Below are 15,605 nucleotides of genomic sequence, written 5' to 3'. Positions count from 1 at the left end.
ACAGCGGCTCATCCATGAGGAAGACCTGCGGCTTACGCACGATCGCGCGGCCCATCGCGACCCGCTGGCGCTGGCCACCGGACAGCGCCTTGGGCTTGCGGTTGAGGTACTCCTCCAACTGCAGCAGTTTGGCCGCGTTCTTGACCGCCGCGTCGATCTCCGCCTTCGGGGTCTTGCGCAGCTTCAGCGCGAACGCCATGTTCTCGTACACGGTCATGTGCGGGTACAGGGCGTAGTTCTGGAACACCATCGCGATGTCGCGGGACTTCGGCGGCAGGTTGGTGACGTCCCGGTCGTCGATGTAGATCGCACCGGCGTCGACGTCTTCGAGGCCGGCGAGCATGCGCAGGGCGGTGGACTTGCCGGAGCCCGAGGGGCCGACCAGGACGAGGAACTCGCCGTCGCCGATCTCGAGGTTGAGGGCGTCGACCGCCGGCTTGGGGTTACCCGGGTAGAGCCGCGATGCCTCGCGGAAACTCACTGTTGCCATGGTGCGCTACATCCTTCCACCGGCAGGAACGTGCCGGACGATCCGAGTAAAAGGTGCGCCACCCGTACATCGCACGGGCCGCGGCGTTGTGATCAACACCGAGACGGTACCGGATGTTCCCTGAGTACGCGCTAAGCGCGGTCGGTGGGGTGCGAAATGCCACACCGGTAGGAACAGTTAATACGACCATCCGGGCATATGACCATTAGCTGGATGGCCCGGGGGCTCGCTCCGGCGACCACCGCCGCACCCTCACCCGCACGCCGCCTCAGGCTCCTCGCCGGTGACCCCCGGCCGATCGGGAGGCTCCCCCGGCCGGCCTGCCGGCGGGGCGGGGCGGGTCCATGTCCGACCGAACCCAACGGCCGGGTCCGGAACCGGCTCAAGCGGCGGTCGGGTCAGTAACCGGCCTCAAGCCGACAGTCAGTTCCGTAACCGGCCCGGGCCGGCAGTCAGCTCCGTAACCGGCTCAAGCCGGCGGTCGGCCCATTTCCCGCTCAAGCCGACGGGCCGGGTCCGCGTCCGGCTCGAGCCGGCGGGCGGGGTCCGTGTCCGGCTCGAGCCGGCGGGTGCACCCAACGGCCGCGGCCCGGCTGCGGTCCGCACCCCCTGAAGCCGTGGTCCGCGTGCGGTTCGAGCCGGCGGTCGCGCCTCAGGGCCCGTCGGGCGGGCACCGCCGAAGCCGCACGATGTGCGCCAACTCGTATCTCCGACGATTGCCCAAGAGAGCAGCCAGTCCGTCTATATCGAAGTGAACCGAAGCGTGACCGAGCCCGTAGCTGTTCGCGAGGGTCGCCGCGCCTTGTCCGAGCGGTGACCGCGATACCAAGGGGGTTTCATGTTCAAACGAGTCGGCCTGATCGGTGCGGGCGTGCTGGCGGCGGCCGCTGTTGCCGTACCGCTTCCCGCTAACGCCCACGGCTCGGGTAGGCCCGCGCAACCGCAGGGCTACCTGCAGACCAACCTCGTATCCGACCAGCCCGGCAAGGCCGCGCTGACCGACCCGCACCTGATCAACGCGTGGGGTGCGTCCCAGAGCACGACCAGCCCGATCTGGGTATCCAACGCGGGCACGAGCACCTCCACCCTCTACGTGGGCGGCGTCGGCACCACGGCGCCGAGCATCAACCCGCTGGTCGTGAGCATTCCCGGCGGGCCGCCCACCGGTCAGGTGTTCAACGACACCACCGGTTTCGACGTGCCGGGCACCACGACGCCCGCGAGATTCATCTTCGCTGGTGTCGGCGGCGCCATCACGGCGTGGGCCAGCGGCTCCGCGGCGACGCTCGCCGCGAGCTCGACCGGAGCGGCGTACACCGGTCTCGCGCTGGCGCACAGCCCGTTCGGCCCGCTGCTGCTCGGCGCGAACCTCTCCAGCGGCAAGGTCGACGTGTACAACTCGACGTTCACCCGGCTGTCGGTGGACGGGCTGTTCCAGGACCGGAGCGTGCCGAGGGGGTACGCGCCGTTCAACGTGCAGGAACTGGGCGACAAGGTCTACGTGACGTACGCGAAGGTCGACCCGGCCACGCACCGGGAGGTCAAGAAGCAGGGTGAGGGCGTCGTCGACGTCTTCACCAACTACGGCACGTTGATCAAGCGGCTGGTCAGTCACGGTCCGCTCGACGCGCCGTGGGGTGTCGCCATCGCACCGGCCTCCTTCGGCAAGTTCTCCGGCGAACTGCTGGTCGGCAATTTCGGCAACGGCAGGATCAACGTCTTCGACCCCGCGACGGGTCGACTGCGCGGGTCGCTGACGAACTCGTCCGGCAAGCCGATCGCGATCGACGGCCTGTGGGCGTTGCTGGTGGGCAACACGGCCTTCGCCGGCACCGACTCGGTCGTGTTCACCGCCGGGCCGGACAACGAGACGCACGGCTTGGTCGGCAAGCTGACGGCCAACTGATCCTCGACCGAGGAGTTGACGACCCGGGCCGGCGCGCCTCGTCCGCGCGCCGGCCCGGGCTTGGGCGTGATCGGGCCGTCAGGTCCCGCACGCCACCCCATTGAGAGCGAATCCGGTCGGAGCGGCGCTGTTTCCGTTGTGCGTCGCCTGGTACCCGACGGTCGTCGAGGCGTTGGGCGCGATGGTGCCGTTCCAGCCGGCGTTGGTGGCACTCACCTGACCGCTGGTCGGACTGTAGGTGGCGTTCCAGCCCGAGGTGATGGTCTGCCCGCTGGGCAGGGTGAAGGTCAGCCGCCAGTTGGTCACCGGCGATGAGCCGGTGTTGGTGATCGTGAGGTTGTTGGTCAGGCCGTTGTTCCAGGCGCTGACGGCCGAGGTGACCCGGCAGCCCGAGCCGGTCGGCGGGTTACCGGTCGGTGGGTTGCCGGTCGGCCGGACGGTGGGCGACGGGCTCGACGGGGGCGGGTTGGTACCGGTCGGCGCGACCGCGCGCCCGGTGCTCGTGGAGATCATGCCGGCGCACAGGTTGCGGCTGGCCAGGCCCGCCGCGATCTGCGGGATGGCGGCGACCGTGTTGGCCGGCCAGTCGTGCATGAGGATGATCTGGCCGTTGGTGAGCCGGGCGTTGGCCTGCACGATGGCCGAGACGCTGGCGCCGTTCCAGTCCTGGGAGTCGACGTCCCAGATGATCTCGGTGAGTCCGTACTGGGCCTCGACCGACTTGAGGGTCGCGTTCGTCTCGCCGTACGGCGGCCGGAACAGCTTGGGCGCGGTACCCGTGATCTGCTGCAGGGTCTGCTGGGTGTTGCCGATCTCCGTATTCATCTGCGCGGTGCTGAGCTGGGTCATGTGCGGGTGGTCCCAGGTGTGGTTGCCGACCCACATGCCCGCCGACAGGGTGGCCTGCACCAGCGAGGGGTTCGGCTGGGCGTTCTGGCCTTCGTCGAAGAAGGTGGCCCGCAGGCCGGCCGACCGCAGCGCGTTGAGCAGGTTCTGGGTGTTGCCGGGGGTGGGGCCGTCGTCGAAGGTCAGGCCGACGTACCCGTTGCAGGTGGCGGCGTGGGAGGCCGGGGCGGCGACCGTGACCGCGACGGCGCTGCCGACCGTCACGGCGGCCATGGCCACGGTGACGGCCAGGGCCCGTCGGGTGAAGCGACGGATGGGGGGCATTGCCTCTCCTCAGGTGACCGGTCGCCACCGGGTCGCGACCGGTGGCGCCGGCGGGGTCGATCGGATGGGGTGTGTGCCGGCCGCCGGCCCGGGCGGGCCGCTTGGCGCCCCGCGGGCCGGTGGGAGTCGCAGGCCGGGGATACATTGAAACATTCCGATGAGTGTTGCGACAAGTTTTCGATGGACGAGCGGCGAGCGTCCCATGCCCGACGGTGTCCGGTGAGGAAGTTCGGGCACTACGGGCCGGGTCTCGGGTGAGGCGCAAGGCGCCATCCGGTTCCGGTAAATCCTCGAAAGTTCCGATACCCCTGCCGCGAAGCCCGGCTCGTTCCGACCCGCGCGCCGCACCGATGTCGGGGACGGCTCTCACTTTGCGCAAGTGAGAGACCGTCAGGTGATGCGGACATATCGTCACATTATGGACAAGCCAACGAACCGGCGGCGCTACACCGCGGCGATCACGGCGGTGACGACCGCGGTAGCCCTCCTCCTCATCGGCTTCGTCGTCCACAGCACCCACCACGGCCACGCCCGGCCCCTGTCCCAGCGCTCCGCGGCGGCCCGGGCCGCCGACGGATCGCGCGACCTGCCCGCGGTCGTGGCACCCTCGCCGTCCGGATCGCCGGCGCCCGTCGCGCCCATGCCGACCGACCCCACCGGGCCCGACGGCGCCGTGCAGAGCACCGAGAACAACAATCTCGCGCTGACCTTCGACGACGGCCCCGACCCGACCAACACCCCGCAGGTCCTCGCCCTGCTCGCCAAGTACCACGTCACCGCCACGTTCTGCCTCATCGGGCAGAACGTGGCGGCCTACCCCGACCTCGTCAAACAGATCGTCGCCGGCGGCAACACCATCTGCGACCACTCCTGGGACCACGACGAACAGATGGCCGGCAAGTCCCTGTCCTACATCGACGACGAAATCACCCGCTGCGCTGACGCCATCCACCAGGCCGATCCCGACGCCGTCATCCACTACTACCGCCAACCCGGCGGGAACTGGTCCCCCACCATCGTCTCCGAGGCGATGCGGAGGGGCATGACGCCCCTGGACTGGAGCGTCGACACCAACGACTGGCAGACGCCCGGCGTGGCCAGCATCGAGAGCACCGTGCTCAACGACGCGGTACCCGGCTCGATCGTGCTGATGCACGACGGCGGCGGCGACCGTAGCCAGACCATCACCGCGCTGCAGACCCTGCTGCCCACTCTGGTGACGAAGTTCCAGCTCCAGCCGATGCCCACCACCCCGGTCAGCGCCGCCCCGAGCCCCTGACCTTCCGGCCACCGGCCAACGCGAACACCAGCGCGGCGGTGACGATCTCCACCACGATCAGGAACGCGAGCCCGGCCCGGAAGGCGTGCGGGTATCCGCCCGACGCGGCCAGCGCCCGGTAGAAGACGACCCCGATCAACGCCACTCCCAGCGCGCCGCCGACCTGCATCGCGGTGGACAGCACCCCGCTGGCCGCGCCGGCGTGCCTCGGCTCCACCGTGGCCAGCACGGTCGACACCAACGGCGACAGCGCCATGCCCATCCCGAGACCGTCGACGATCAGACCCGGTACCAGCGCGGACACCGGGCCGCTGGTGCCCGCCCGGCCGGCGCCGGCCCACAGCAGGGCCAGCCCGGCGACCATCAGCAGCGTGCCGGCCGGCACGGTCAGCCGACCCAGCCGGGCCGCGATGTGGTGCGCGGAGGTCGACGTGACCAGGTACCCGGCGCCGATCGCGACGAAGACGACACCGGAGTTCAGCGGGCTCAACCCGTGTCCCTCCTGAAGATAGAGCGCGAGCACCAGAAAGAACGACGCCTGGCCGGTCCAGAAGACCACCTGCGCGACCAGCCCCAGACTGAAGGTCCGCGCGCGGAACAGCTCCGGGTCGATCAGCGGCGCCCCGCCGCGGCGGCCCAGCCCGATCTGGTACGCGACGAAACCGCCGAACAGCACGGCCGCGGCCGCGAAACTCAGCCAGGTCCACAGTGGCCAGCCGGCCGCCTGGCCCTGGATCAGCGGCAGGACGGCGGCGATCAGGGCCAGAGTGACCAGAACCATTCCGGCGATGTCCAGCCGGGCCCGCCCGGTGCCCCGGGACTCCGGCACCAGCCGGGGAAGCAGGGCCAGCGCGAGGGCCCCGATCGGGAGGTTGACCAGGAAACAGGAGCGCCAGCCCAGCCCGAACAGGTCGGCCTGGATCAGCACACCGCCGATGAGCTGGCCGAAGACGGCGGCCACTCCCATGGTCAGCCCGTACACGCTGAACGCCCGGGCCCGCGCCCGGCCGGTGAACGCCGTGCCCAGGATGGCCAGCGCCTGTGGCGACATCAGGGCGGCGGCCAGGCCCTGGGCCACCCGCCCGGCGATCAGCACCGTCACGCCGGGTGCGACGCCGCACATCAGCGAGGCGAGGGTGAACAGCGCCAGGCCCAGCGCGTAGAGCCGGCGCCGGCCGAACAGGTCGCCCAGCCGTCCGGCGGTGATCACCCCGCACGCGACGGCCAGGCTGAAGCCGGCGACGATCCACTGGATCGCGTCCGGACCGGCGTCCAGTTCGCGCGCGGTCGCCGGGATGGCGACGTTGACGATGAACACGTCCAGCGCGGTCATGAACACGCCGGCCATCAGGACCAGCAACATGCCCGGCCGCGGCCGGTCGGCGGGCGCTGCGTCGGGCGGGCCCGCGCCGGGGCGCCGGGCGGTCATCGGATCGCTGGTGACTGTCACTGCTTCCTCCCGTGGTGTGTTCGCTACCGCCCATCACCCTGCCGGGACAGTCGCGGTCCGTCGATTACCCGCCGGGTAACGGCCATCCGCCGGGTAACGGCCATCCGCCGGGTAACGGCATCGCGACGTTGGAACCGCACCGGGGTGGGTACTCGGGGCCCATGGACACACCCCGGGTCACCGTTGTCGGCCAGCTCGCCCGCGACCTGGTGCTGGTCGTCCCGCGGATGCCGGAGGCGGGCACCGCCGCCGACGTGCGGCTGCGCCTGGAGATGCTCGGCGGGAAGGGCGCCAACCAGGCGGTCGCGGTCGGCCAACTCGGCGGCCGACCCGCGCTGGTCGCGGTCGCCGGGGATGACCGGGTCGCGGACGACCTCCTGGAGCAGGCGCGCGCCGACGGCATCGACGTCTCCGGCGTCGTGCGCCGCGGCGGTGCGGTCACCGGCCTCATCGTCGACGCGCTGACCGACGAGGGGCAGTGGCGCTACCTGCAGCACCTGCCGGCGGAGGTCCTCCTCAACGAGGCCGACATCGCCGCCGCGCAGGGATCGATCACCAGCGCGGACGCGGTGCTCGTGCAGCTGCAACAGCCCTCCCCCGCCGCGCTGGCGCTGGCCGGCGTGGCGCAGCGCGCGGGCCGCGCGGTTGTTCTCGACGGCGCGCCCCGCCCGGACGAGCGATGCGGCCCGCTGCTCGCCGCGGCCGACATCGTGCGCGCCGACGAGCGGGAAACCACGGCGCTGATCGGCCGGCCCGCCGACAGCGAGGAGTCCGTTCGCGAGGCCGCCGGCGGTATCCTCGCCGCCGGCCCACGGCTGCTGGCGCTCGGGCTGCCACACGGGAACCTGTTCGTCTGGAAGGACGCGCGGTGGGGCGAGGACAGCCTGCTGATCCCGCTGACCGGCGACCGGGTGGTGGACACCACCGGGGCCGGGGACGCGCTGGTCGCCGCGCTCACCGTGGCGCTGCTGCGCGGGGCGGCACCGGCCGAGGCGGCCCGGTACGCGGTCACCGCGGCCGGGCACAGCGTGGGGCGCCCGGGTGGCCGCCCGGATCTGCGCGATCTGGCGCCGCCCGGCTGACCCGCCCCGGTTGACCCACCGCCGATCGTTTACCGGTGCTGGCGACGGGTACGCCATGAGGTTGGGAGGTGTGCGCGGATGACGCTGAGCGAATACGATCGCAAGCGCGATTTCAGCCGTACCGGCGAGCCGCGCGGCGCCTCGCGGACCGGCCGCGGTCGCCGGCACGAGCCGATCTTCGTCATCCAGCACCACGCCGCGTCCAGCGACCACTACGACTTCCGGCTGGAAATCGACGGCGCCCTGGCGTCCTGGGCGGTGCCCAAGGGACCCTCGATCAATCCCGCCGACAAGCGGCTGGCCGTCCACGTCGAAGACCACCCGATAGAGTACGCGGACTTCGAAGGGATCATCCGGGCGGGCCAGTACGGCGGCGGCACGGTGATGGTCTGGGACACCGGCACCTACCGCAACACGACCACGCACCGGGGGCAGCCGCGCGACGCCGGTGAGGCGCTCGCCGCGGGGCACCTCACCTTCGAGCTGAACGGCACCAAGCTGCGGGGCGGATTCGCGCTGACCCGCACCGGCACCGGCCGGCGGGAACAGTGGCTGCTGGTCAAGATGAGGGACGACGACGCCAACACCAGGCGGGTACCGGTCAAGTCGGACACCAAGTCGGTGCTCACCGGCCGCACCATGCACCAGATCGCCAAGCAGGCGTCATGACCGCGCCGATGCTGGCCACGCTGACCGACCGGTACTTCTCCGACCCGGACTGGGTCTTCGAACGCAAGCTCGACGGCGAGCGGGTGATCGGCACCCGCAGCGGCAGGACGGCCACACTGCGCTCCCGCACCGGCCGGATCCTCGACGGCACCTACCCGGAGTTGGTGCGCGCGCTCCGCCGCCAGCGCGGGAACTTCGTCGTCGATGGTGAGGTGGTCGCCTTCGCCGGCAACCGCACCAGCTTCGAGCGGCTGCAGCAACGCATCGGCCTGACCGACCCGGTGCGGGCCGAGGCGTCCGGGGTGCCGGTCCACTTCTACCTGTTCGACCTGTTGAGCCTGGCCGGCGAGGACCTCACCGGACTGCCCCTGCGGGAGCGCAAGCGCCGGCTGCGCGCCGCCATCGGCTTCGGTGGGCCGCTGCGCTACACCGCGCACCGCAACACCGAAGGCGAGGAGCTGTTCGCCGAGGCGTGCCGCCGGGGCTGGGAGGGCGTCATCGCCAAGCGGGCCGACGCACCGTACCGCTCCGGCCGGTCGAGCGACTGGTTGAAGTTCAAGTGCGTGGGCGAACAGGAGTTCGTCATCGGCGGCTTCACCGACCCCACGGGCAGCCGGCACGGCTTCGGCGCGCTGCTGGTCGGGGTCTACGACGGCGGCGAACTGCGCTTCGCCGGAAAGGTGGGCACCGGCTTCGACCACCAGACGCTGACCCGGCTGCGATCCCGGATGGACGCCCTGGCCACCGCCTCGTCACCCTTCCACGGTGCCGTGCGGGAACGCGGCGCCCACTGGGTCCGTCCCGAACTGGTCGCGCAGATCGGTTTCACCGAGTGGACCCGCGACGGCCGGCTCCGCCACCCCCGATTCCTCGGCCTGCGCCGGGACAAGGCGGCGCGCGCGGTCGTCCGGGAGCGTCCGACCGGGGCGACCCGATGACGATTTCCCTCAGCCGGCCGGACAAGCTGCTGCTGCCAGGCGTCAGCAAGGCCGATCTGGCGGACTACTACGACGCCGTGGCCCCGCGCATGCTGCCGCACCTGCGTGGCCGGCCGCTGGCCCGGCAACGCTTCCCGGACGGCATCGACCACGGCGGCTTCATGGAGAAGCAGCTGCCGGCGGGCGCTCCGGACGTCGTGCACCGGGCCAGCGTGCCGAAGGTCAGCGGCGGCGAGGTCACCATGCTGGTCTGCGACAACGCCTCGACCCTGCGCTACCTGGCCAACCAGGCCGCGATCACGCTGCATCCCTGGCTGGCCCGGGCTCGCGCACCGCGCCGGCCCGACCGCCTGATCCTGGACATGGACCCGCCCGCCGGCTTCGCCGCCGCGCGCGCCGCGGCGCTGGCCGCACGCGAGCTGTTCACCGAGGTCGGCCTGGAACCGTACGTGATGACCACCGGCTCCCGTGGCCTGCACGTCACCGCGCCGATCGCCGGCCGCGACGAGGTCAACGACGTGCTCGCCCTCGCCCGCGAGCTGGCCGACGCGCTGGCCGCCCGGTACCCGCGTACCCTCACCACCGCCGCCCGCAAGGCCAACCGCGGCCGCAGGCTGTACGTCGACGCTCTGCGCAACGGCTATGCCCAGCACGCCGTCGCCCCCTACTCCGTCCGCCCGCTGCCCCGCGCGCCGGTGGCCACCCCGCTGCACTGGCACGAGTTGGACGATCCGCGCCTGACCGCCCGGACCCACACCGTGCGCACCGTTCTCGACCGGGACGACCCCTGGGCCGACTTCCCGCGCACCGGGCCGTCGGTGGCCGCGGTGCGCAAGCGCCTCACCGACCTCGCCGGGCCGGGCCTGGTCGGCTGAGACCGGGTTGTCGGCAGCGCGGACCGGCGCGGCCAACGCGGTCCGTCGGCGCGCCGTAGCCTCTCGCCCCATAGCCTCTCTCGCCGAAACTCCCGCGCCGTAGACTCCCGCGATGCCGAACGATCCGCTTCGCCTGACCGTGCTGGGCAGCGCGACACCATATCCGCGCGTCGACAACGCCTGCTCCGGTTACCTGGTATCGGCCGAGGGGGCGCGGGTGTGGGTGGACGCCGGCACCGGGACGCTGGCCGAGTTGCAGCGGCACACGCGGCTGGACGAGCTGGACGCGATCTGGATCTCCCACCTGCACGCCGACCACGCCGCGGACCTGCTGACCGCCTACTACGCCGCGGTGTACGCCGAGCTGCGGTTACCCGCTCCGATCCCGCTGTACGGCCCGCCGGGCATCGCGGACCGGCTCGCGCACTTCCTCACCAACGGCGCGACCCGCAGCCCCATCGAGTCCGCCTTCGCGGTCGAGGAGTTGCACGACGGGCATCGGGTGCGGGTCGGCCCGCTGGCGCTGACCAGCCGCCTGGTGGCGCACGGCATGCCGGCCTTCGCGCTGTGCGTGGGAACCACCGGTGGGTCGCTGGTGTACTCGGGTGACACCGCCCCGTGCCGGAGCCTGACCGAGTTGGCGCGGGCGTGTGACGTGCTGCTGTGCGAGGCGGAGAGCGCCGAGCCGGCCAGCGGTCCGGATCGGGTGCACCACACCCCGGAGGAGACCGGCGCCACCGCCGCCGCCGCGGGGGCGGGCCGGTTGATCGTCACCCACGTCGGCCCGTTCCTGACGTCGGAGCAGGCCGTGGCGCGCGCCCGTACCCGGTTCGACGGCCCCGTCGACTTCGCCGCTCCCGGCACCACCTTCCCCGTCGGCCGGTGAGCCGCCGCCGGGCAACCGGCGTTCGCCTGGCCGCCCGGCGGGACGGCGGGACGGCGGGACGGCGACCGTTCATTCCTCGGCCGGTACGGGCGCGCCGCGCCGGCCGGCGATGACCAGGACGGCGGCCAGGCCCGCGACGGCGAGAGCGATCAGCGCCGGCGGGACGGCGGTGGGCCCGAAGGTCCCGACGGCCAGTCCGATGCCCGGCGGGAACGCGATCCCACCGACCATCGAGGCGGCGACGACCGTTGCGGTCAGCCTCGGCCGCAGTTGCGCGAGCCACACCAGACCCGTCGGGAACAGCGGGCCGATCGCGACGCCCAGCAGCCCATAGCCCAGCGGCGCGATGGGCCGGTACGTCGTCGTGAGCGCGGCGAGCACGGTCAGCACCACGCACGTGATGACGATGGTTCGCGCGGAGTACCGGTGACACAGCGGCACGACGGCGAACCGCACGGCGGTGAACGTCAGCCAGAAACCGGAGGTCGCCAGCCCGGCGTCGTGCTCCGACAGCCCGTTCGCCATCAGGTGGCTGGTCTCCCAACCCGCCGCCCCCGTCTCGAGCCCCACGTTCAGGACGAAGAACGCGACAAAGGCCAGCCCGACGGCGCCCACCATCCCGTACCGCGGCGCGTTCCCGCTCGGCGCCGGCGCGCTTACCCCGGCGACGCGCGCCAGCAGCGGCAGTGCCACGAGGGCCAGCGCCGCGAGGACCGCGAACGGCGAAACGTAGCTTCCGGCGAGCCCTACCGCGATCGGCCCGCCGATGGCTCCGAGCCCGAAGCACCCGTGCAGCAGGTTGAGCCTGCCGTGGCCGCCCGGGTAGACCTCCGTGAAGACCTGGTTGACGCCGCCGTCGATGGCGCCGAATCCCAGCCCGGCGACGAATGCGGCCGCCAGCGCGAGTGGCCAGTTCGGGGCGACCGCGAACGCCAGGCACCCCGCCGCGATCAAGGCGAGCGCACCGCCGAGAAGGTGGCCGTCGGCGATGCCGCGGCGGCGGGCCACCGGCAGCGCGAAGACACCCAGGATCGCGCCCGCGAAATGAACGCTGAGCGCCGCCGCGGCGGTCGCGGGAGAGATGCCGTAGGTGTGGCGCAGTTGCGGGATGGCGGGGCCGTACAGCGCCTGCTGCGCCCCGATGAGCACGAAGGCCGCGAGCGCCCCCGACAATGCCGGCAGCCGCAGGCGCGCGGGCCTGACCGGTGCGGTGATGGTCACGCGATCACCACGTTGACCCCGGCGGCGCGCAGCGCCGTCACCTCGTCCTGGTCCGCCGCGCCGTCCGTGACCAGCACGTCGGCCAACTGGGTGGGGCCGATCCGGGCGAAGGACACCCGGCCGAGCTTCGCGGACTCGGCGACCACTATCCGCCGCCGCGAGCTGGCCGCCGCGACGCGCTTGAGCCGCGCGTCGTCCGGATTGAAGTCGGTCAGGCCGTCCACGGCGTGTGCCCCGCCGACGGACAGGATGAAGGTGTCGAACCGCAGTTCCTCGAAGATCCGTTCGGCCAGCGGTCCGACGAACGATTGTTCGCCGGCCCGCACATCACCGCCGGCCGCGATCAGCCTGATGCCCGGCTCGTCGCCGAGTTCGGCCGCCGCCGGCACGCTCAGCGCGCACACCGTGAGCTGGCGCCGGCCCCGCAGGGCGCGGGCAACCGCCAACGCCGTCGTGCCCGCGTCGATGACCACCGTCTCGTTCGCGCCGATGAGCGCGGCGGCCGCCCTGCCGATCAGGGCCTTCGCCTCGGAGCCGAGTCGGCTGCGCACCGCGAAGGTCGGTTCGTAGCTGCCGGAAATCGTGCTCACCGCACCGCCGTGCACCCGCTGGAGCAGCCCCTCCTGCTCCAGCGCTTCAAGGTCGCGCCGGATCGTCATCTCCGACACGGCGGCCCGTCCGGCCAGCTCGGCGACGGTGACCCGGCCACGGGCCTGGAGCAGCTCGATGATGGTCTGATGCCGAGCGTCGACTGACATGTGTTCGATCCAAACACCTATGGTGTTCGAAACGCAATCCCCGATGTGCGATCGTGGCCGACCAGTGAGGCCTTTTCGCCAATTTGTACTTGAAGTTCCTTCGCAAACCATATGGTCGAGCCATTGGTTGAAGGGCGCTTTACGACGCTCACGCCGGGATTGGGGAACACGGCCCGGGTTCGGGGCGTGGAGAGGCGGGTGGCTCAGATGACGCAGGACACGGCCGGCCGGCCCCCGGCGCCGCGCGGCGCCGTCCCGACGCGGTCAAGGCTGGCCCGCAGGCTCGTCGCCGGTACCGTGGCGGCCGGGCTGGCCGGGGTGGCGCTGGTGTCCGGAGCGCCCGCGCTGGGCGCCGGTCCGGACCCGTCGGTCGTGCGGCCGGTGGCCTGCGACCCGAACGCCCTGATCGCGGCGCTGCTGCTGGCCAACGCCGGCTCCGGCGGCACGCTGTCGCTGGCCCCCGGGTGCACGTACACCCTGACCGCCAACCAGGACGGCAACGGCCTGCCTCCGATCACGCGGGCGGTCAGCATCCTGGGCAACGACGCCCGGCTCGTGCGCGCGGCGAACGCGGCGGCGTTCCGGCTCTTCGAGGTACGCGCCGGCGGCGACCTGACGCTGGCCGGCCTCACGCTGTCGGGCGGATCGGCCACCCCGGCCACGGCTGTGGACGGCGGCGCGATCCGGATCGACCAGGGCGGGGCCGGCAGGTTCACCGATGTGACCCTCTCCGGGAACCACGCCGCAGCGCAGGGGGGCGCGGTCTACAACGCCGGCAGCCTGAGCCTGATCCGGTGCGCGCTGGCCGGCAACAGCAGCGAGGTGGACGGCGGAGCCATCTTCAACACCAACGTGCTGACCATCGACGGCTCCAGGCTGGAGCGCAACTCCTCCACCAACGGAGGAGCGATCACCGCCGAGGGCAAGGTCACGATCACCAACAGCACGCTGACCGCCAACCACGCGATCGGCGGCGGGGCGATCGACACCCGGATCGGCCCGATTTCGCTGACCATCGACCAGAGCGCCATCAGCGGCAACACCGCCGCGCGCAGCGGCGGCGCGATCCTCACCACCGGCGAGACCTTCCTGCGCCACACCACGGTCGAGCGGAACACCGCGGCGCAGGACGGCGGCGGGATCTTCAACCTGCAGGATCTGGTGGTCGAGGACAGCCAGATCAGCGGCAACACCGCGACGCGGGCCGGTGGCGGGATCGACAACGGCAGCGTGAGCGCCCAGGCGGTGGTACGCCGCAGCCAGGTCACGGGCAACACCGCCCTCGGTACCGGCGGCGTGGGCGGCGGCATCGCCAACCAGGACGGCACGCTCGTGGTGAACTCGTCGCGGATCACCGACAACGCCTCGACGACCGCGCCGGGCGGCGTCTTCACCACCACGCCGGTCACCGTGGACAGCGCCTCGACCATCGTGCGGAACCGGCCGACCAACTGCGCGGGTAGCCCCGCTCCGGTGCCCAACTGCTTCGGCTGACGTCCGGCGCGACGGCGGCCGGCTCGCGAAAGGTGGAACCTCCGATGTCAGTGACAGTGGCACCGCGGCGACCGGGCACGGTCCGGCGGCGGGCGGTACGGGTACTGGTCGCCGGGGCCCTGGTCGCGGCGGTGGCCGGGCCCGCGGGTACCTCACATCCCGGCATGAGCCCGGTGATGCTGCCGCTGCCGGGCGCCGGCGACGCCTCGCGCGCGGTCGGCGGCGGCGTTTCGGGTGGTACCCCCGTGCCGTGCGACCCGGACGCGCTCATCGCCGCGATCGACCAGGCCAACGCGGACGGCGGCGCGACCCTGGCGCTGGCCCGGCGGTGCGTCTACTCCCTGGCCGCCGACGCGGGGAACCAGTTCGGACTGCCGGTCATCAGCCAGCCGATCACGATCGCCGGCAACGGCGCGACGATCGAGCGCGCCGCCGCCGCACCCGCGTTCGGGCTGTTCGACGTCGCCTTCGGCGGCGACCTGACGGTGCGGGACCTGACGCTGACCGGCGGGAACAACACCGACTCGCCGCCACAGGGCGGCGCCATCTCGATGGAGTCCGGCGCGCGGGTCACGGTCATCCACTGCGCCCTGACACACAACCGATCGGCGCAGCGCGGCGGCGCCATCCTCAACCTCGACGGCGTCCTGCGGGTCACCGACTCCACGCTCACCGACAACAGCACCGGCAACCTCGGCGGGGCGATCTACAGCACGGCTGACCTGACCGTGGAGAACTCGACGCTGTCCGGCAACTCCGCGGCCATCGGCGGCGCGATCCTCAACTTCGGCGTCGCCAACCTGACGAACACGACGCTGCGCGGCAACCACGCCACGACCGAGGGAGGCGCCATCGCGGCCCAACTGACGAGCACCTCGACGACGCTGGACCACAGTACGGTCGAGGGCAACACGTCGGCGACCGGCGGCGGCATCTTCAGCTCCGTGCTGGTCACCCTCAACCAGAGCACGGTCAGCGGCAACACCGCCTCGGGCGACGGCGGGGGCATCCTGAACGAGGGGACGCTCGTCTTCGTCGACAGCAGGATCACCGGCAACACGGCCGGCGGCGACGGCGGCGGGCTGCGCAACACCGACGTGCGGGCCAACGCGATCGTCCGGGACAGCGGCGTCGACGCGAATCGGGCCACCGGCGCGGGTTCGGCGGCCGGCGGGGTGGCCAACAGCGGCGGAAGCCTTTCGCTGCAGGGCGCCCAGGTGACCGGCAACAGTTCCACCACGCCGCCGGGCGGAGTGTCCACCGACGACCCGACGGTCACCGTGGACTCCGGTACGGTCATCGCCGCCAACCGCCCGACCAACTGCGCCGGAAGCCCGGTCGCCGTACCCAACTGCTTCGGCTGACCCCACCGGCCGCCGGGGTGGGA

Annotated in this window: 14 protein-coding genes; 9 read left to right on the top strand and 5 right to left on the bottom strand. The window is 72.1% G+C overall.

All coding sequences use genetic code 11. From position 1 onward, the window contains the following. Nucleotides 1-490 (bottom strand): ABC transporter ATP-binding protein (locus tag ABEA87_RS41075; protein WP_345639197.1); only part of this gene is annotated, 490 nt, incomplete at its 3' end. An 838-nt stretch (nucleotides 491-1,328) separates the two neighbouring features. On the opposite strand from ABEA87_RS41075, the gene ABEA87_RS41070 reads away from it, so the two are divergent. Continuing rightward, on the top strand, nucleotides 1,329-2,396 hold the full coding sequence (locus ABEA87_RS41070) for a TIGR03118 family protein (protein WP_345639196.1): 1,068 nt from the start codon (nucleotides 1,329-1,331) through the stop codon (nucleotides 2,394-2,396). A 78-nt stretch (nucleotides 2,397-2,474) separates the two neighbouring features. On the opposite strand, the gene ABEA87_RS41065 is transcribed toward ABEA87_RS41070, so the two are convergent. Next, nucleotides 2,475-3,566 (bottom strand): polysaccharide deacetylase family protein, encoded by a 1,092-nt coding sequence (locus tag ABEA87_RS41065; protein WP_345639194.1) that lies wholly within the window; start codon nucleotides 3,564-3,566, stop codon nucleotides 2,475-2,477. Nucleotides 3,567-3,984: 418 nt separating this feature from the next. Here ABEA87_RS41065 and ABEA87_RS41060 point away from each other — a divergent pair, with 418 nt between their 5' ends. After that, the gene (locus ABEA87_RS41060; protein ID WP_345639193.1) at nucleotides 3,985-4,845 is read left to right on the top strand and encodes a polysaccharide deacetylase family protein; all 861 of its coding nucleotides are present in this window, start codon (nucleotides 3,985-3,987) and stop codon (nucleotides 4,843-4,845) included. Here ABEA87_RS41060 and ABEA87_RS41055 read toward each other — a convergent pair. Next, the gene (locus tag ABEA87_RS41055) at nucleotides 4,823-6,208 is read right to left on the bottom strand and encodes an MFS transporter (RefSeq protein ID WP_425571045.1); all 1,386 of its coding nucleotides are present in this window, start codon (nucleotides 6,206-6,208) and stop codon (nucleotides 4,823-4,825) included. The two genes, ABEA87_RS41060 and ABEA87_RS41055, sit on opposite strands and share 23 nt — an antisense overlap. 248 nt (nucleotides 6,209-6,456) lie before the next feature. Between ABEA87_RS41055 and ABEA87_RS41050 the strand changes: the two genes are divergently transcribed. The 5 genes from ABEA87_RS41050 to ABEA87_RS41030 all read left to right on the top strand — a co-directional run bounded on the left by ABEA87_RS41050 (nucleotide 6,457) and on the right by ABEA87_RS41030 (nucleotide 10,745). After that, nucleotides 6,457-7,377: a PfkB family carbohydrate kinase gene (locus ABEA87_RS41050; protein ID WP_345639191.1), complete on the top strand. Its 921-nt coding sequence runs from the start codon at nucleotides 6,457-6,459 to the stop codon at nucleotides 7,375-7,377. Between the two features lie 78 nt (nucleotides 7,378-7,455). Then, nucleotides 7,456-8,046, top strand: coding sequence for a DNA polymerase ligase N-terminal domain-containing protein (locus tag ABEA87_RS41045; protein ID WP_345639190.1), 591 nt, complete (start codon nucleotides 7,456-7,458; stop codon nucleotides 8,044-8,046). Then, nucleotides 8,043-8,984 carry a non-homologous end-joining DNA ligase gene (gene ligD / locus ABEA87_RS41040; RefSeq protein WP_345639189.1) on the top strand — a complete coding sequence of 314 codons (942 nt, stop codon included), beginning with the start codon at nucleotides 8,043-8,045 and terminating at the stop codon, nucleotides 8,982-8,984. Before ABEA87_RS41045 ends, ligD (ABEA87_RS41040) begins: the two co-directional genes overlap by 4 nt. Further along, a complete protein-coding gene (gene ligD / locus ABEA87_RS41035; RefSeq protein ID WP_345639188.1) occupies nucleotides 8,981-9,859 on the top strand; it encodes a non-homologous end-joining DNA ligase in 879 nt (292 codons plus the stop codon). The genes ligD (ABEA87_RS41040) and ligD (ABEA87_RS41035) overlap by 4 nt, the downstream gene beginning before the upstream one ends. A gap of 112 nt (nucleotides 9,860-9,971) precedes the next feature. Next, nucleotides 9,972-10,745 (top strand): MBL fold metallo-hydrolase, encoded by a 774-nt coding sequence (locus ABEA87_RS41030; protein WP_345639187.1) that lies wholly within the window; start codon nucleotides 9,972-9,974, stop codon nucleotides 10,743-10,745. A gap of 69 nt (nucleotides 10,746-10,814) precedes the next feature. Here the strand turns inward: ABEA87_RS41030 and ABEA87_RS41025 are convergent, their stop codons facing one another. Then, nucleotides 10,815-11,966, bottom strand: coding sequence for an MFS transporter (locus ABEA87_RS41025; RefSeq protein ID WP_345639186.1), 1,152 nt, complete (start codon nucleotides 11,964-11,966; stop codon nucleotides 10,815-10,817). Beyond that, nucleotides 11,963-12,724 carry a DeoR/GlpR family DNA-binding transcription regulator gene (locus ABEA87_RS41020; RefSeq protein WP_345639185.1) on the bottom strand — a complete coding sequence of 254 codons (762 nt, stop codon included), beginning with the start codon at nucleotides 12,722-12,724 and terminating at the stop codon, nucleotides 11,963-11,965. The genes ABEA87_RS41025 and ABEA87_RS41020 overlap by 4 nt, the downstream gene beginning before the upstream one ends. A gap of 207 nt (nucleotides 12,725-12,931) precedes the next feature. Between ABEA87_RS41020 and ABEA87_RS41015 the strand changes: the two genes are divergently transcribed. Further along, the gene (locus ABEA87_RS41015; RefSeq protein ID WP_345639184.1) at nucleotides 12,932-14,218 is read left to right on the top strand and encodes a right-handed parallel beta-helix repeat-containing protein; all 1,287 of its coding nucleotides are present in this window, start codon (nucleotides 12,932-12,934) and stop codon (nucleotides 14,216-14,218) included. A 44-nt stretch (nucleotides 14,219-14,262) separates the two neighbouring features. Then, nucleotides 14,263-15,582 (top strand): right-handed parallel beta-helix repeat-containing protein, encoded by a 1,320-nt coding sequence (locus tag ABEA87_RS41010; protein ID WP_345639183.1) that lies wholly within the window; start codon nucleotides 14,263-14,265, stop codon nucleotides 15,580-15,582. Nucleotides 15,583-15,605 lie beyond the last annotated feature (23 nt).

The sequence above is a fragment of the Rugosimonospora acidiphila genome (assembly GCF_039543385.1).
GTDB classification, from domain to species: domain Bacteria; phylum Actinomycetota; class Actinomycetes; order Mycobacteriales; family Micromonosporaceae; genus Rugosimonospora; species Rugosimonospora acidiphila.
Note: the sequence above shows the minus strand (reverse complement) of the source record. Positions and strands in the feature narration are given on the sequence as shown.